Origin of the sequence: Kitasatospora purpeofusca, assembly GCF_000718025.1 — a bacterium.
Lineage (GTDB): Bacteria > Actinomycetota > Actinomycetes > Streptomycetales > Streptomycetaceae > Kitasatospora > Kitasatospora purpeofusca.
Genome location: NZ_JODS01000020.1, coordinates 149,052 through 164,081 on the forward strand (window position 1 = coordinate 149,052; position 15,030 = coordinate 164,081).

Annotated in this window: 12 protein-coding genes and 6 tRNA genes; 7 read left to right on the forward strand and 11 right to left on the reverse strand. The window is 75.1% G+C overall.

The window, feature by feature from the left end:
* Positions 1-71 precede the first annotated feature (71 nt).
* On the forward strand, positions 72-1,355 hold the full coding sequence (gene cobA, locus IF01_RS0126165; RefSeq protein WP_078880306.1) for a uroporphyrinogen-III C-methyltransferase: 1,284 nt from the start codon (positions 72-74) through the stop codon (positions 1,353-1,355).
* An 89-nt stretch (positions 1,356-1,444) separates the two neighbouring features.
* Here the strand turns inward: cobA and IF01_RS0126170 are convergent, their stop codons facing one another.
* On the reverse strand, positions 1,445-4,216 hold the full coding sequence (locus IF01_RS0126170; RefSeq protein WP_078880307.1) for a SpoIIE family protein phosphatase: 2,772 nt from the start codon (positions 4,214-4,216) through the stop codon (positions 1,445-1,447).
* A 98-nt stretch (positions 4,217-4,314) separates the two neighbouring features.
* Between IF01_RS0126170 and IF01_RS0126175 the strand changes: the two genes are divergently transcribed.
* Positions 4,315-5,124 (forward strand): TrmH family RNA methyltransferase, encoded by an 810-nt coding sequence (locus IF01_RS0126175; protein ID WP_030396004.1) that lies wholly within the window; start codon positions 4,315-4,317, stop codon positions 5,122-5,124.
* Positions 5,125-5,233: 109 nt separating this feature from the next.
* Here the strand turns inward: IF01_RS0126175 and IF01_RS0126185 are convergent, their stop codons facing one another.
* On the reverse strand, positions 5,234-7,369 hold the full coding sequence (locus IF01_RS0126185) for a serine/threonine-protein kinase (RefSeq protein ID WP_063764299.1): 2,136 nt from the start codon (positions 7,367-7,369) through the stop codon (positions 5,234-5,236).
* Positions 7,370-7,807: 438 nt separating this feature from the next.
* Here IF01_RS0126185 and IF01_RS0126190 point away from each other — a divergent pair, with 438 nt between their 5' ends.
* The gene (locus IF01_RS0126190) at positions 7,808-8,008 is read left to right on the forward strand and encodes a hypothetical protein (RefSeq protein WP_030396006.1); all 201 of its coding nucleotides are present in this window, start codon (positions 7,808-7,810) and stop codon (positions 8,006-8,008) included.
* 281 nt (positions 8,009-8,289) lie between these two features.
* Here IF01_RS0126190 and IF01_RS0126195 read toward each other — a convergent pair.
* The 6 genes from IF01_RS0126195 to IF01_RS0126220 all read right to left on the reverse strand — a co-directional run bounded on the left by IF01_RS0126195 (position 8,290) and on the right by IF01_RS0126220 (position 8,909).
* Positions 8,290-8,361 (reverse strand) — tRNA-Val (locus tag IF01_RS0126195).
* Positions 8,362-8,402: 41 nt separating this feature from the next.
* A tRNA-Val gene (locus tag IF01_RS0126200) sits at positions 8,403-8,474 on the reverse strand.
* Positions 8,475-8,514: 40 nt separating this feature from the next.
* A tRNA-Val gene (locus tag IF01_RS0126205) sits at positions 8,515-8,586 on the reverse strand.
* Positions 8,587-8,614: 28 nt separating this feature from the next.
* Positions 8,615-8,689, reverse strand: a tRNA-Val gene (locus IF01_RS0126210).
* Positions 8,690-8,722: 33 nt separating this feature from the next.
* Positions 8,723-8,796, reverse strand: a tRNA-Cys gene (locus tag IF01_RS0126215).
* Positions 8,797-8,836: 40 nt separating this feature from the next.
* A tRNA-Gly gene (locus IF01_RS0126220) sits at positions 8,837-8,909 on the reverse strand.
* A gap of 301 nt (positions 8,910-9,210) precedes the next feature.
* On the opposite strand from IF01_RS0126220, the gene IF01_RS0126225 reads away from it, so the two are divergent.
* The 3 genes from IF01_RS0126225 to IF01_RS0126235 all read left to right on the forward strand — a co-directional run bounded on the left by IF01_RS0126225 (position 9,211) and on the right by IF01_RS0126235 (position 12,121).
* Entirely contained in the window at positions 9,211-10,272 is a 1,062-nt protein-coding gene (locus IF01_RS0126225; RefSeq protein WP_030396007.1) for a chorismate-binding protein, read from the forward strand.
* Between the two features lie 73 nt (positions 10,273-10,345).
* Positions 10,346-11,176, forward strand: a complete 831-nt coding sequence (locus IF01_RS0126230) for an aminotransferase class IV (protein ID WP_030396008.1) — start codon at positions 10,346-10,348, stop codon at positions 11,174-11,176.
* A gap of 102 nt (positions 11,177-11,278) precedes the next feature.
* Positions 11,279-12,121 (forward strand): GNAT family N-acetyltransferase, encoded by an 843-nt coding sequence (locus IF01_RS0126235; protein WP_030396009.1) that lies wholly within the window; start codon positions 11,279-11,281, stop codon positions 12,119-12,121.
* 33 nt (positions 12,122-12,154) lie between these two features.
* On the opposite strand, the gene IF01_RS0126240 is transcribed toward IF01_RS0126235, so the two are convergent.
* The gene (locus IF01_RS0126240; protein WP_030396010.1) at positions 12,155-12,664 is read right to left on the reverse strand and encodes a DsbA family protein; all 510 of its coding nucleotides are present in this window, start codon (positions 12,662-12,664) and stop codon (positions 12,155-12,157) included.
* 209 nt (positions 12,665-12,873) lie between these two features.
* On the opposite strand from IF01_RS0126240, the gene IF01_RS0126250 reads away from it, so the two are divergent.
* A complete protein-coding gene (locus tag IF01_RS0126250; protein WP_030396011.1) occupies positions 12,874-13,413 on the forward strand; it encodes a hypothetical protein in 540 nt (179 codons plus the stop codon).
* A gap of 87 nt (positions 13,414-13,500) precedes the next feature.
* Here IF01_RS0126250 and IF01_RS0126255 read toward each other — a convergent pair whose 3' ends face one another.
* Complete coding sequence (locus IF01_RS0126255) at positions 13,501-14,070, reverse strand: CGNR zinc finger domain-containing protein (RefSeq protein WP_030396012.1); 570 nt, start codon at positions 14,068-14,070, stop codon at positions 13,501-13,503.
* A gap of 481 nt (positions 14,071-14,551) precedes the next feature.
* The gene (locus IF01_RS0126260; protein ID WP_030056266.1) at positions 14,552-14,965 is read right to left on the reverse strand and encodes an SsgA family sporulation/cell division regulator; all 414 of its coding nucleotides are present in this window, start codon (positions 14,963-14,965) and stop codon (positions 14,552-14,554) included.
* Positions 14,966-15,030 lie beyond the last annotated feature (65 nt).

Consider the following 15,030-nt stretch of genomic DNA (forward strand, 5'->3'; position numbering starts at 1 on the left):
CCGAGGGCGCGCCGGTGCGCGGAGCGGCGCCGTACCCCAGCACACCCTCACCCGACCCAGGAGCACCGCCGATGACCGCGCCCACCCCGCCCTCCTTGCCCGCCGACGGGCAGGAGGGGCCCAACCCCAGCACCGAGGGCCGCGCTCGCACCCCGTACCCGGTCGGCCTGCTGCTGGCCGGCCGCCGTGTCGTGGTGGTCGGCGGCGGCCACGTCGCCCAGCGGCGGCTGCCCGCGCTGCTCGCCACCGGCGCCGACGTGCACCTCATATCGCCGGTCACCACCCCGGCCGTGCAGGCGATGGCCGACGCCGGTGAGCTGACCTGGCACGAGCGCCGCTACCGGGAGGGCGACCTCGCCGACACCTGGTACGTACTGGTCGCCACCGACGACCCGGCGGTGAACACCGCCGTCAGCGCCGAGGCGGAGCGCGGGCGGGTGTTCTGCGCCCGCAGCGACGACGCCGCCGCCGCCACCGCGTGGACGCCCGCCAGCGGGCGCGACGCCGGGGCGACCGTGGCCGTCCTCACCGGGGACCCGCGCCACTCGGCCGCGCTGCGGGACTCGATCGTCGAGGGGCTGCGGGACGGCTCGCTCGCCGCCCGCCAGTACCGCGCCCGGGGTGCGGGGGTGGCACTGGTCGGCGGCGGCCCGGGCGACCCGGACCTCATCACGGTGCGCGGCCGCCGGCTGCTCGCCGACGCGGACGTGGTGGTGGCCGACCGGTTGGCACCGCGCGAGCTGCTCGCCGAGCTGCCGGAGCACGTCGAGGTCATCGACGCGTCGAAGATCCCGTACGGGCGCTTCATGGCGCAGGAGGCGATCAACCGGACGCTGGTCGAGCACGCCAGGGCCGGCAAGTTCGTTGTGCGGCTCAAGGGCGGCGACCCGTACGTGTTCGGGCGCGGCGGCGAGGAGCTGCTGGCCTGTGTGGAGGCGGGGCTGCCGGTCACGGTGGTGCCGGGCATCTCCAGCTCCATCAGCGTGCCGGCGGCGGTCGGGGTGCCGGTCACCCATCGGGGGATGACCCACGAGTTCACCGTGGTCTCGGGCCACGTGGGGCCGGACGACGAGCGGTCGCTGACCAACTGGGAGGCGCTCGCCGGGATGACCGGCACCCTGGTGCTGCTGATGGCCGTCGACAAGATCGGCGCCATCGCGGCCCGGCTGATCCGGGACGGCCGGGCGGCCGACACCCCGGTCGCCGTCGTCCAGGAGGGCACCACCGCCGCCCAGCGCCGGGTCGACGCCACCCTGGCGACGGTCGCCGCCACCGTCGAGGCCGAGCGGATCAAGCCCCCGGCCGTCATCGTCATCGGTGACGTCGTCAACGTCCTCGCCACCCCGGACGCCTGAGGGCAGCGGCACGAGGGGCGGCCGTTCTCCCGCACTTTGCAAAGTCGCACTTTGCAAAGTGCGGGGGTGAGGGAGCGCAGCACCCCACCTCACTCCAACGGCTGCTCCGTCCAGATCACCTTCCCCGTGGCGGTGTACCGCGTCCCCCACCGGTCCGCGAACTGCGCGACCAGGAAGAGCCCGCGCCCGCCCTCGTCCGTGGTGGCCGCGTACCGCAGGTGCGGCGACGTACTGCTCCCGTCCGACACCTCGCAGATCAGCGACCGGTCGAGGAGCAGCCGCACCCGGATCGGCCCGGTGCCGTACCGGATCGCATTGGTCACCAGCTCGCTCAGGATCAGCTCGGTGACGAACGCCGCCTCGTCCAGCCCCCACTGCTCCAGCCGCTCCGCCACCGCCGCCCGCACCCCGGACACCGCCGCCGGGTCCGCCGGCACCTCCCACTGCGCCACCCGGTCCTCCGGCAGCACCCTGGTCCGCGCCACCAGCAGCGCGATGTCGTCCTGCGGCCGCGCCGGCAGCAGCGCCCCCAGCACGTCCGCACAGGTCTGCTCCGGAGTGCGCGGCGGCCCGCTCAGCGCCGTCCGCAGCAGCTCGAGCCCCACGTCGATGTCCCGCTGACGGTCCTCGACCAGCCCGTCCGTGTACAGCACCAGCCGGCTGCCCTCCTCGACCTCCAGCTCCACCGTCTCGAACGGCAGCACCGCGAGCCCCAGCGGCGGTCCCGTCGGCAGCTCCGGGAACACCACCGTCCCGTCCGGCCGCACCAGCGCCGGCGGCGGATGCCCGGCACTGGCCAGCGTGCACCGCCGCGACACCGGGTCGTAGATCAGGTACAGACAGGTCGCACCCGTCACGGCCGCCGCCGCCCCGCCGCTCGCCGACTCCTCCTGGTCGATCCGGTTCACCAGCTCGTCCAGGTGCCCCAGCAGCTCGTCCGGCGGCAGGTCCAGCGTCGAGAAGTTGTGGATCGCCGTCCGCAGCCGCCCCATCGTCGCGGCCGCGTGCAGCCCGTGCCCGACCACGTCCCCGACCACCATCGCCACCCGCGCGCCCGGCAGCGGGATCACGTCGAACCAGTCGCCGCCCACCCCCGCCTGCGCCGGCAGGTACCGGTGCGCCACCTCCAGCGCGTTCTGCGCCGGCAGGCTGCGCGGCAGCAGACTGTGCTGCAGGGTCACCGCCATCGCGTGCTCCCGGGTGTACCGGCGGGCGTTGTCGATGCAGACGGCGGCGTGCGAGACCAGCTCCTCCGCCAGCGCGAGGTCCTCCTCCTCGAACGGCTCCTGCCGCTCCGAGCGCCAGAACCGCGCCACCCCGAGCAGCACCCCGCGCGCCTTCAACGGCACCCGCACCAGCGAGTGCACCCCGTGGGCGAGCACCCGCGCCGCGCCCTCGGGATCCTGCTCCCGCCACGCCTGCGCCTCCGCCAGCCGCGGCTCCACCCCGGGCAGCCCGCTGCTCAGCGTGCCCGCGAGCGGCGTCGACGGCACGACCTCCACCACCGTGCCCACCGGGTAGAACGGCGGATCGTCCCGCGCGGCCGACAGCGCGGCCCGCCGCATCCGCAGCAGCGCCCCGGTCGGCGGCTCGTCGCCCTCCATTACCTGCTCGGCCAGGTCGACGGTGACGATGTCCGCGAACCGGCCCACCGTCACCTGGGCCAGCTCCTCCGCCGTCCGGGTCACGTCCAGCGTGCTGCCCACCGTGACCCCGGCGTCGTACAGCAGCCGCAGCCGCCGCTGCGCCACCTCGGCCCGCCCGGTCAGCGCCAGCAGCTCGGTGGAGTCCCGCAGCGTCGCCACCGACCCGGGCGGCCCGCCGTCCCGGTCCGTGGGCCGCACGTTCACCGCGAGCAGCCGCTCACCGGCCATCACCACCTGGTCGGTGACCGCCCGCCCGGCCGCCAGCAGCTCCAGCGGCGCCGGTTCCAGGCCCAGCTCGGCCAGCGGCCGCCCCTCGGCGTCGGGCGGCAGGTCGAGCAGCCGGCGCGCCTCGTCGTTGCAGAGCAGCAGCCGTCCGTCACCGCCGAGGATCAGCACGCCCTCGCGCACCGCGTGCAGCACCGCCGCGTGGTGCTCGTACATGCGGGTCATCTCGGTCGGCCCCAGGCCGTGGGTCTGCCGCTTCAGCCGCCGGCTGATCAGCGCCGCCCCACCGGTCGCCAGCCCGAGCGCGGCCGCCGCCGCGCCCAGCACCACCGGCAGCTGCCGCTCGCTGGCGCTGCTCACATTGGCGATCGTGATGCCCGCCGACACCATCCCGACGATCTGCCCGTCCGGCGCCCGCACCGGCACGATCGCCTGCACCAGCGGCCCGATGGTGCCGGTGACCTCCTCGGTCACCACCTGCCCGGACAGCGCCGGCTGGTAGTTGCCGACGAACTTGTGGCCGATCCGGTCCGGGTTCGGGTGGGTGTAGCGGATGCCGTCGTTGTTGAGCACGACGATGAAGTCCACGCCCGCGTTGATCCGTGCCGCCTGGGCCGAGGGCTGGAGGACCGCGCTCGGGTCGGGGGAGCGCAGCGCCTCGACGATGCCGGGCGAGTTGGCGTAGGTCTGGGCGACCGCGACGGACCGGGTGGTGGCCTCCTGCCGGGCGTCGTTGCGGGACTGCACCACCAGGGCGACCACGGCGGCCACCACCAGCAACAGCACCACCACGACCTGCAACGCGAAGACCTGTCCGGCCACCGAGCGCAGCCGGACCGGCTTGGGCCGGGCCGTGCGGGCGTGCTGGTGCCGACCGTGTGGGCGCCCACCGGGGGAGCCGGCGGCGGTACCGGTGGATCGGGAGCCGGAAGCGGAACCGGTCGCACCAGGGTCCGACGGAGCCCAGGATCGGCCCGAAAAACGGGCCATACGTCATATTTGCACTCCGCGAGCCGACGGGCCAAGGCCACCCGCGACGAGCGTTGGGCCGGTTGGCCTTCACCGGCCCGACTTGGCAAGATCGCAGGGTGTCCGAACCCAGCACCATCACCGACCCCGCCGACCCCCGTCTCGCCGACTACACCGGCCTGACCGACGTCGAACTCCGCCGCCGCCGCGAACCCGCCGAGGGCCTGTTCATCGCGGAGGGCGAGAAGGTCGTCCGCCGCGCCCTCGCGGCCGGCTACCGGATGCGGTCGATGCTGCTGACTCCCAAGTGGCTGGACGTGATGGCGGACGTCATCGCCGAGGCCGACGCCCCGGTGCACGTCGTCGAACCCGACCTGGCCGAGGCCGTCACCGGCTACCACGTCCACCGCGGCGCGCTCGCCTCGATGGAGCGGCAGCCGCTGCCGGACGCCGCCGACCTGCTGTCGGGCGCCCGCCGGGTGGCCGTGCTGGAGGGCCTGGTCGACCACACCAACCTCGGCGCGATCTTCCGCAGCGCCGCCGCCCTCGGCATGGACGCCGTGCTGCTGTCGCCCGACTGCGCCGACCCGCTGTACCGGCGCGCGGTCAAGGTCTCGATGGGCGCGGTCTTCGCCGTCCCGTACGCGCGGCTGGAGCCCTGGCCGGCCGCCCTGGGGACGGTGCGCGCCGCCGGTTTCGAGCTGCTCGCGCTCACCCCGGCCGAGACCGCCGTGGACCTGGCCTCGGTGGTCCCCGAGGGCGGTGCCAGGACGGCGCTGATGCTCGGGGCCGAGGGCGACGGCCTCACCCAGCAGGCCCTGGCCGCCGCCGACCACGCCGTCCGCATCCCGATGGCCCACGGCATCGACTCGCTGAACGTCGGCGCCGCCGCGGCCGTGGCCTTCTACGCCGTCACCGCCACCCGCTGACCCCGCCCCTCGGCCCCCGGGGGGCGCTGCACAGGAAGTCGGCCCGACGGACTTCCCACTCCCGGGCACTCCCGCAGGCTCCCAGGTACTCCCAGGTGCTCCCCGGACGTCAGCCCGTCGGGGCCGTGGGCGGTGCCGGGGCGGCTGCCGGGGGCGGGGTGACCGCCGGGGTCGTGGTGGCCGAACCGGGCCAGGACTCGTCCAGCGTGCCGTCCGCCCGCAGCGCGTAGCGGGTGGAGGTGACCGCCCCGGTCTGGGCGACCCGCTCCTCGCGGACCAGCGCGCCGTTGTCCAGCCGCCAGGTCGCTGCCGCCTGCGGATCCGCCGCCGAGGAGCGCGAGGTCAGGGCCACCGGGGTGTCCCCGGTGAACGAGAAGAGCTGCACCAGGTCGACCGGCACCGACCCCTCCGAGCGCCGCAGGACGACCAGCGCCGCCGGCCCGCCCTTGTAGCGCGCCGGGAGTACGGCGCTGAGCACGACCTGCGGCCCCGGGCCGGCCGAGCGGCCGTCCCGCAGGGTGACCGCGGGGCCGCCCGCCGGATCGGCGTAGGAGCGGTTCGGCCAGTCGACCGCAGGCCCGGCGCCCTGGGCGGGCGCCAGCGCCGCGTCCCCGGCCGCCGGGGCGCCGTGGGCCGCGGCGGCCAGCGGGCTGGTCGACGGCGCGATGCCGTCCGCCGAGAGTCCCGCCCCGGCCGGGGGCGTCCCGCCGTTCGTCTGTTCCCCGGGGACGGCGGCCCCGGCAGCGGCCCCGGGGGCGCCCGTCGAGCCCTGGGCCACGGAGGAGCTCACGGACGGCCGCAGCCCCTGGTTGTCGCGGTTCTCGCAGCCCTGCGCCGCCGCGATGGCCAGCGCCACGCCGACCGTCACCGTCACGAACACCACGAGCCGCTGCCGCAGCAGCCGCTGCCGTGCCGTGCCCGGCCGCCCGCCGGGCACCGGGGTGTGCTGCCGGTCGCGGGGCCGGCCGGGCCGCTGGACCCGGTCGTGTCCGGGCGGCGGCGTGGTCTGCCGCTCGCGCATCGGCCGGGTGGCCTGGACCGCCTCGGGCCGGGGGAGCGGTGCGGTGACCGCCTGGCTGCTGTCGTGCCCCTGGCCGGGCGCACGCCGCACCGCGCCGCCGGGTGCCCCGCCGCTCCGGCCGATTCCGCCGGCCCGGGCCCGGGCCGCCGCCGGGTCGGGTGCCCGGCCGGGAGCCGGGACGCCGCGCGGCGCGGCGGCGGACGCTCCCGCCGGTGCCGCCTGGGCCGGGCGCGCGGTGGCGCCGGGCCGGTCCGCGCCGCCGGGCCCGGGTCGTCCCTCGGCGGGCCGGCCCGCCGCTCCGGGCGCGGCCCCGGCCCGACCGGACGGGTCGTCCCGTCCGGCCGCCTCGCCGCGCGCCCCGGCCCCGCGGCCCCGGCCGAACGGCCCGCCGGACCCGCCGCCCGCGCCCCGCACGGCGAGCTCGCTCAGCCGCTCGTGCAGCGCGGCCGCGCCGGGCCGTTCGGCGGGCTCCTTGGCCAGGCAGGCCCGGATCAGCGGCGCCAGCTGCGGCGGCACTGCGGAGAGGTCGGGCTCCTCGTGCACGACGCGGTAGAGCATGACCTCGGAGGAGGCGCCGGACCCGAACGGGGTGTCCCCGGTGAGCGCGTAGGCGAGCGTCGCGCCGAAGGCGAAGACGTCGGTCGCGGGCGTGACGGCGACCCCCCGGACCTGCTCGGGGGCGAGGAAGCCGGGGGAGCCGACGGCGGTGCCGACGTGGGTGAGCGTGCTCGCCCCGCGCGACCAGGCGATGCCGAAGTCGATGATCCGCGGCCCGCGCGGCGACAGCAGGATGTTGGAGGGCTTGAGGTCCCGGTGGACCACGCCCGCCTCGTGCACCTTGACCAGCCCGTCGGCCAGCGCGGCCCCGATCCGGGCGACCTCGGGCCAGCCCAGCGCCCCTTCGTCGCCGACCCGCTTGTACAGCGAGGGCCCGGGGACGTACGCGGTGGCCAGCCAGGGCCGGTCGGCCTCGATGTCGGAGCCCATGACGCGGGCGGTGCAGCCGCCCCGGATCCTGGACGCGGCGGCGATCTCGCGGGCGAAGCGGGTACGGAACTCGACGTCCTCGGCCAGTTCGGCCCGGATCAGTTTGAGTGCGACCCGCTGCCCCCGGCGGTCGGAGCCGAGGTAGACCACGCCCATGCCGCCCGCCCCGAGCCGCCGGTGCAGCCGGTACGGCCCGACGATGCGGGGGTCCTCACGCCTCAGCCGCATCATCGTCATTCCCGTTTCCCCGTCAGACTGTCGGTGAGGCCCCGTCGAGTGGGGCGTCGTCAGTTCCTGTCCGGCACAGCTTACGGACTGCCCGCTGCGGTGTGCTGATACGCAACACCTGAAGCCACCGTCCGATTGTCGGATCTTGGACTGACAGTCGGCGGGGCCGTGCCGAATCGTTTCTCGGGGTCCCCTCTCAGGGTTCCCCCGGGGGAGCCGCGGCGGGCGTCTCCGCCTGCGGTAGTAGGCCCCAGGTCCGGTCGTCATCCTCCGGGAGGCCCGGAGAACAGTACGACGGCATGACGTCCGCCAACCCCCTCGCGCCATACCGTTGTTCTCAGCGGTGGACGGGGAGCTCGTCCCCCGAGGTAAGCCGTCCACCGCGTCCACGTGCACCACCGTTCCGCCTTCCACCACCGGCCGAGCTCACGAATCAGGAGTCAGGGCATGGCAGCGCAGCACTCGGGATCCACCTCCCGCCGCCGTCGGCCGGCCTTCACTCAGCCGCAGGCCGCGGAGCCCACCAGGCACCCGGCGGTGGCGCTGGCCATGGCGCTGCCCTGCGCGGTGCTGCTGGCCGTCCTGTTCGGAGGCTGGGAGCAGATGGCGAACCAGGCGCAGGCGGTGGCCGAGTTGCTCGGCCACTGAGGCGCACCACAGAAGCTGGCACTGATCCCCTGGGGACGGGGAGCCGGTGCCGCCGGGGAGGCCGCCGCCGCGACAACTCGCGGACGGGCGAGTGCGGCGCGCAGAGCGCCCCGGCAGGCGGAGATGCCGCGTACGGACGTCGGTGAGGGCGACCGTACGCGGCTCTTCCCGTCACGCATCCCGCGGACCACTCCACGGACGGGCCGCACAGCCACCGGGGGCGGAACGCCGAAAACGGCCGGGGCCGCGACTCGTTCGAGTCGCGGCCCCGGCCGTCACTGTGCGCGATACTGGGATTGAACCAGTGACCCCTACCGTGTCAAGGTAGTGCTCTCCCGCTGAGCTAATCGCGCCTGGTAAGGCGGTTCTGCAGCAGACCCCGGAGGGCCTGACGTGCGCGATACTGGGATTGAACCAGTGACCCCTACCGTGTCAAGGTAGTGCTCTCCCGCTGAGCTAATCGCGCTGGTGCGGTGCTTCCGCAGCGGATCCCGGGGGATCCGACGTGCGCGATACTGGGATTGAACCAGTGACCCCCACCGTGTCAAGGTGGTGCTCTCCCGCTGAGCTAATCGCGCGGGGCTGATGCCTCGGTGGAACCGGGCGTGGTGCGCGATACTGGGATTGAACCAGTGACCCCTACCGTGTCAAGGTAGTGCTCTCCCGCTGAGCTAATCGCGCGGGGAGGACACCCAGTGGAACCGGGGATCCTCTTGGAGGTGGAGACGGGATTTGAACCCGTGTACACGGCTTTGCAGGCCGTTGCCTCGCCTCTCGGCCACTCCACCAGGCAACACTCGAAGGACGATCTTACACTGTCCTTCGTCGAGCGGACGACGAGATTCGAACTCGCGACCCTCACCTTGGCAAGGTGATGCTCTACCAACTGAGCCACGTCCGCCTGTCCCCCGGGGATCCTCACCGGTTTTCCCGGCTGCGCTCCCTGGCGACGTGTTGAACTCTAGCGGATTCCCGGGCCAGCTAAAAATCCGTTCCCGCAGCGTGCCCCCGGGGTCCCCGCCCGACGCCCCCCGGCCGCCCCGGCTCCGACCACCCCGGACGGACCCACCGGGGGCGACGGAACACCCTGAGTGACACCCGCAGGTCACCCGGCGTACGCCCGCGCGACGCCCGACTCTGCTCACTCCTCCCGACCTACACTTCAGGCACCGCAACCTCGCAAAGCCCTGTGCAGGAGAACCGTGTCCGGCCACCCCGCCCCCCAGCAGCCCCTCGCCCGCTTCGGCGGCCGCGTCGCCACCGGACTGCGCGACATCACCTCGGACCCGGCCGCGCTGGACTCCACCGGCTGGTGGGCCGTCGCCCACGACTTCGAGGGCCGGCTCACCTGCGCCCGCTTCGACGACGTCCGCCCCGCCCCGGCCGCGCCCTCCGGTGCCGGCTGGCTCGGCCCGGCCGCCGGCAGCTGGCACAGCTCGCTCGACCGCGCCGCCTACACCGGGGGCGTCCGCCGGATCCGCGAGCACATCGCCGCCGGCGAGGTCTACCAGGCCAACCTCTGCCGGGTGCTCTGCGCCCCGCTGCCCGACCCGGACCGCTCCGACATCGACGCCCTCACCGGCCTGCTCGCCCACGGCAACCCGGCCCCCTACGCCGGAACGATCCGGCTGCCCGGCCACGGCGTGGAGATAGCCACCGCCTCGCCGGAGCTCTATCTGCGCCGCACCGGCCGCACCGTCGCCTCCGGCCCGATCAAGGGCACCGGCCGCACCGAGCACGACCTGCTCGACAAGGACCACGCCGAGAACGTGATGATCGTCGACCTGGTCCGCAACGACCTCGGCCGGGTCTGCGCCACCGGCAGCGTCACCGTGCCCGACCTGTGCGCGGTCGAGAAGCACCCCGGCCTGGTCCACCTGGTCTCCACCGTCGAGGGGACCCTGCGCGAGGACGCCGGCTGGCCCGAGCTGTTCTCCGCCACCTTCCCGCCCGGATCCGTCACCGGCGCCCCCAAGTCCAGCGCCCTGCGGATCATCGAGGCCCTGGAGACCGCGCCGCGCGGCCCCTACTGCGGCGCCGTCGGCTGGGTCGACGCCGACCGGGGCGAGGCCGAACTCGCCGTCGGCATCCGCACGTTCTGGATCGACCGGACCGACCCGGCGGCACCCGAACTGCGCTTCGGCACCGGCGCCGGCATCACCTGGGACTCCGACCCCGAACGGGAATGGGCGGAAACCGAACTGAAGGCGGCCCGCCTGGTCGCGATAGCGTCGGGTGCCGAGACGTACTCCGACACCGACTGAACCCGACACGGACCGGACCGGCCGCCACCCGGACCCGGCCGGCCCGTGCCCGTCCCGCGAGGAGCCCCCCGCGATGCAGCACCCGACCACCAGCTGGGTCAACGGCACCCTCGTCGACTCCGCGGACCCGGCCCTGTCCGTGCTCGACCACGGACTCACCACCGGCGACGGCGTGTTCGAGACCATGAAGACCGTCGACGGCCGGCCCTTCGCGATCACCCGCCACCTCGACCGGCTCACCCGCTCCGCCCGCGGCCTCGGACTGCCCGACCCCGACCACGACCTGGTCCGCGAGGCCTGCGCCGCCGTCCTGGACGCCAACCCGATGCCCCTCGGCCGGCTGCGCCTCACCTACACCGGCGGCCGGGCGCCGCTCGGCTCCGAACGCGGCGACGGCGCCCCCACCCTGGTGGCCTCCCTCGGCACCGCCGCCCGCCGCCCCGACACCACCGCCGTCGCGGTCGTCCCCTGGCGCCGCAACGAGCACAGCGCCGTCGCCGGACTCAAGACCACCTCCTACGCCGAGAACGTCGTCGCCCTCGCCGCCGCCCACCGCGTCGGCGCCTCCGAGGCGCTGCTCGCCAACACCGCCGGCCGGCTCTGCGAAGGCACCGGCTCCAACGTCTTCGTCGTCCTCGACGGCCGGCTGCTCACCCCGCCGCTCGCCTCCGGCTGCCTGGCCGGCATCACCCGGCAGCTCGTCGTCGACTGGTGCGGCGCCGAGGAGGCCGACCTGCCGCTGGACGCCCTCCAGCAGGCGGAGGAGGTCTTCCTCACCTCCTCCCTGCGCGACGTCCAGGCCGTCACCCGGATCGACGACCGGGAGCTCGCCGGCCCCGGCCCGGTCACCCTCGGGGCCATGGCGGCCTTCGCCCGGCTCAGCGGCGACGACCTCGACCCCTGAGACCCCTGAGACCCCCGGGGGCCCCGTGCGCAGGGTCCCGCCGGGCACGCCCGAGGGGCCCCGACCGGTAGAACGGCCGGACGGCGGGGAAGGGAGCGGGACATGACCATCACGCTGCGCCCCGAGAGCCAGGAGACCCCCACCGCCGCGGGCGGCCGGACCAGACGCTGGCAGATCTGCGTCAACGGCCGCCCGGTCGGCGGGCTGCGCACCACGGCCGTCCCCCGGGGCGACCGACTCTGGGGCGAGATAGCCGAGTTGGAGGTGCGCAGCGGGCGCGGCCGGGGCCGGGGCACGATCGCCGCGCTGGCCGCCGAGGAGGTGCTGCGGGGCTGGGGCTGCGTCCGGGTGGACGCGGACATCCCGGAGACCGCGCGGATCGCCCGCTCGCTCGCGGTGACCCTCGGTTACACCGAGCGGATGCGGAACATGATCAAGCGGCTCGACGGCCGGCCCTCGCTGCCGGGGGGCGTCGTCGCCCGCCCGATCGACGACGCCGCGTTCCCGGCCTGGCTGGTCGAGGCCAAGGAGGGCTATGTGCGCGACCTGCTGGCCTCCGGGCTGGGCGAGGAGCAGGCCCGGGCCAAGGCCGAGGCCGACCACCTGAAGCTGCTGCCGCAGGGGGCCGGCACCCCGGGTGTGGCGCTGCGCCGGCTGTACGGGGCGGGGGAGGAGCCGCTGGGCTCGCTCTGGCTGGCACTGCGGGTCCGTGAGCTGTCGGACGGTGCGCCGCTCGGCTGGGTGATGGTGGTGGAGGTGGCCGACGAGCACCGGGGGCGCGGGCACGGGCGGACGCTGATGCGGCTCGCGGAGCGCGAGTGCCTGGCGGCCGGGGTCCGCGACCTCGGGCTGAACGTCTTCAGCGGCAACGAGGTCGCGGTCCGGCTGTACGACTCGCTCGGCTACCGGGTCACCAACCGGGTCTACGGCAAGCAGCTGCTGTGAGCCGCCGGGCCGTCGGCGCGGGTCAGGCGCGGGTCAGGCGGTGCGGGTGGCCCCGGCGGCCTCGACGGCGGCGACGAGGCGCTCCAGCAGGCCGTCCTGGCTCTGCCCGCCGTCGAAGCGCTGCCCGGCGACGATGTAGGTCGGCGTGCCCTTCACCCCGATCGCGCGGCCCTCGGCCTGGTCGGCGTCGACGGTGAGCATGTGCCGGCCGTCCACCAGCGCGGTGTCCACCTCCTCGGGGTCGACCCCGACCTCGCGGGCGACCTCGAGCAGCACCTCGGTGCCGCGCTCGGAGAGGTCCTCGACCCGGGCGAGCAGCGCCTCGACGAAGGGCCAGCCCAGGCCCTGGGCGAACGCCTCCTCGGCGGCCTCGGCGGCGGCGTAGGCGTACTTGTGCTTCTCGAGCGGGAAGTGCCGCAGCTCGATCGGCAGCGCGTCGCCGTAGCGGGCGCGCAGCTCGCGGACGTCGTCCAAGGCGGTGCGGCAGTCCGGGCACTGGAGTTCGCACCAGAACTCGAGACGGGGGAGGGAACCTTCGATCATGCCTCCAGTGTTCCACCTGTGGGGCCCCCGCCAGGACAGTCGGCGGCCGGGCCCGGCCAGACCGGGAGCGACGGGAGGTCCGACGGGATGACGACTTCGACCGACGGGGCGGCGGTGACGGCCGCGACGGCCCCGACCAGCAGGACGGCCCCGGGCACCGAGGGCCGGACCGGGCCCCGGGCCGCGGTGACGGGCGAGCGGAGGCGGCCGTGCTGACGGCGGCGGTGAGTGTCGCGCTCACGGCGGCCGGGGTGGCCGTGGCGGGCCTGCGGGCCTACCGCCGGCGCTACCTCTCCGCGACCCGCTGGTTCGCCGTGGCGCTGGTGCCGCTGGGCCTCTATCTGACCGGTCTGTTCCCGGTGGCGCGGACGATCGGCGACGAGCTGGCCGACTGGGCGACCAAGCTGGTGTTCGATCCCCGGGTGTGGACCGGCATCGTGCTGCTGGGTGTCTCGGCCGGTCTGCTGGCCGCCACCCGCTGGGCGGGCCGTCGCGGGGCCGTGGCCGGCGGGAGCGAGTCCCGTCCGGCGGCCGCCGGGCCCGCGCCGGCCAGGCCGGCCGTGGCCCCGGCCGCCGGCGCCCCGGCCGCCGGGCCGGCCCCGAAGCGGGCCGAGGAGGCCGCCCGGGCCGAGCAGGGCAGGGCGGGCAAGGCAGGGAAGCCCGGCAAGGCAGGCAAGGGCGGCAAGGGCGACGACGGTCTGGACGAGTTCGCCGACATCGAGGAGATCCTGCGCCGGCGCGGCCTCTGACCGCCCCGTTCCGCCCCGCTCCTGGCGTCCCGGCCCCGGTCTCCCCGGTCTCCCCGCGCCCCCGGTCTCCCCGGGGCCCCGGGCCGCTCAGGCCGAGGGCACCGCTTCCGCCGAGCGCTGGCGGGCCCGGTAGGCGGCCACGTGCAGCCGGTTCCCGCAGGTGCGGCTGTCGCAGTAGCGGCGCGAGCGGTTGCGCGAGAGGTCCACGAAGACCCTCGCGCAGTCCGGCGCCTCGCAGCGGCGCAGCCGCTCGCGCTCGCCCGCGGTGAGGATGAAGGCCAGCGCCATGCCCAGCTCGGCGGCCAGGTGGTCGCCGAGGGCGGCGTGCGGCGCGAAGTAGTGGATGTGCCACCCGTGGTGGTCGTGGTTGGTCAGCCGGGGTGTCGTCCCGGCGGCCGCGACCAGGGCGTTCACCTGCTCGGCGGCCTCTTCGGTGGACTCGGTGCCGAAGACCTCGCGCAGCCGGGAGCGCAGCTCGTGCACCTGGCGCAGGTCGTCCTCGGTGAGGGAGTCGACCTCGCTGATCTCCTGCCGGACCACGAAGGCGTCGAGCGCCGCGGTGTCGGGCAGCAGCTCGGTGCCGCACACCTCGGGTGCGGTGTTGAGCAGCTCGACGAGGATGCTCAGGGCGCACTCGGTGTCATGGGTGATCAGCACGTGGAGGCTCCTCGTGCGGAGGGGGCCGTGGGCACCCCGCGACTACGGGTCATTCCCAGACCTTACCGGGGCGGCGAGGGGTCCGGCGGTGGCTTGCTTCGAAGACGCGTACGGATTCCGTAGGTCTGTACGGAGTTTCCTCCGAGGGCCGGGCCGGACGGTGCCTGCCGGGGCGGACTCCGGGGCAGTCGGCGCGGCGTCCCGGGCACGGCCGTCCGTGCGGGCGGGGGAGTGAACGGCGGAGCGCCGGGAAAACGGTCGCGCCCGACAGCGAGGCCGGCCACCCGTGGGATGGCCGGCTCCGGTGCCGGGCGCGTGCGGTGCTGCGGGCCCACCCCGGTCGGGGTGAACCGTTTCGTCACCGGCCCCGAGACCGCGTCGTGCGCGGCTGAGTGTGCTGCCGTGCCCCCGAGTAGGACGGCTGCGGTGACGGCAGGGGTGACGACCCCGCCGACAGCGGGGCGTGACCGCCTCCGGTCGGTCAGCTTTCGGCGAGGATGTGGGACAGCTCCCGGTCGAGGTCGAAGTGACGGTGTTCGGTGCCGGGTGGCACGGCGGCGTCCGTCCGCTTGAGGAAAGACTCAAGCGCCCGGGCCGGGGCTTCCAGCAGGGCTTCTCCTTCCGGAGAGCTCAGGGCGATGCAGACCACCCCTTGCCCGTGACTGCGCGACGGCCAGACCCTGACGTCGCCGGTACCGGTGGGTCGGTGCAGCCCCTCCGCGAGGAGATCTCGGGCGAACACCCACTCCACGGTCTCGTCCGCGCCGGTGTGGAACGTGGCGTGCACGGCATAGGGGTCGGCGGTGTCGTAGCGCAGGCCCGCGGGGACGGGCAGTGAGGACTCGCTGGACACGATGAGGCGCAGGTGCAGCTCGCAGCTGACCGTGGTGTTCATAAGCGCCATGGCCTTTCGCTCAGTGTGCGCTCGGGGAATCGCACGTCGGCGAACGGACCATCCCA

Excerpts from the sequence above, each read along its gene's own strand:
- cobA (WP_078880306.1), top strand. The coding sequence starts at position 72 with ATGACCGCGCCCACCCCGCCCTCCTTGCCCGCCGACGGGCAGGAGGGG.
- IF01_RS0126170 (WP_078880307.1), bottom strand. The coding sequence starts at position 4,216 with ATGGCCCGTTTTTCGGGCCGATCCTGGGCTCCGTCGGACCCTGGTGCG.
- IF01_RS0126185 (WP_063764299.1), bottom strand. The coding sequence starts at position 7,369 with ATGACGATGATGCGGCTGAGGCGTGAGGACCCCCGCATCGTCGGGCCG.
- IF01_RS0126190 (WP_030396006.1), top strand. The coding sequence starts at position 7,808 with ATGGCAGCGCAGCACTCGGGATCCACCTCCCGCCGCCGTCGGCCGGCC.
- IF01_RS0126230 (WP_030396008.1), top strand. The coding sequence starts at position 10,346 with ATGCAGCACCCGACCACCAGCTGGGTCAACGGCACCCTCGTCGACTCC.
- IF01_RS0126235 (WP_030396009.1), top strand. The coding sequence starts at position 11,279 with ATGACCATCACGCTGCGCCCCGAGAGCCAGGAGACCCCCACCGCCGCG.
- IF01_RS0126240 (WP_030396010.1), bottom strand. The coding sequence starts at position 12,664 with ATGATCGAAGGTTCCCTCCCCCGTCTCGAGTTCTGGTGCGAACTCCAG.
- IF01_RS0126260 (WP_030056266.1), bottom strand. The coding sequence starts at position 14,965 with ATGAACACCACGGTCAGCTGCGAGCTGCACCTGCGCCTCATCGTGTCC.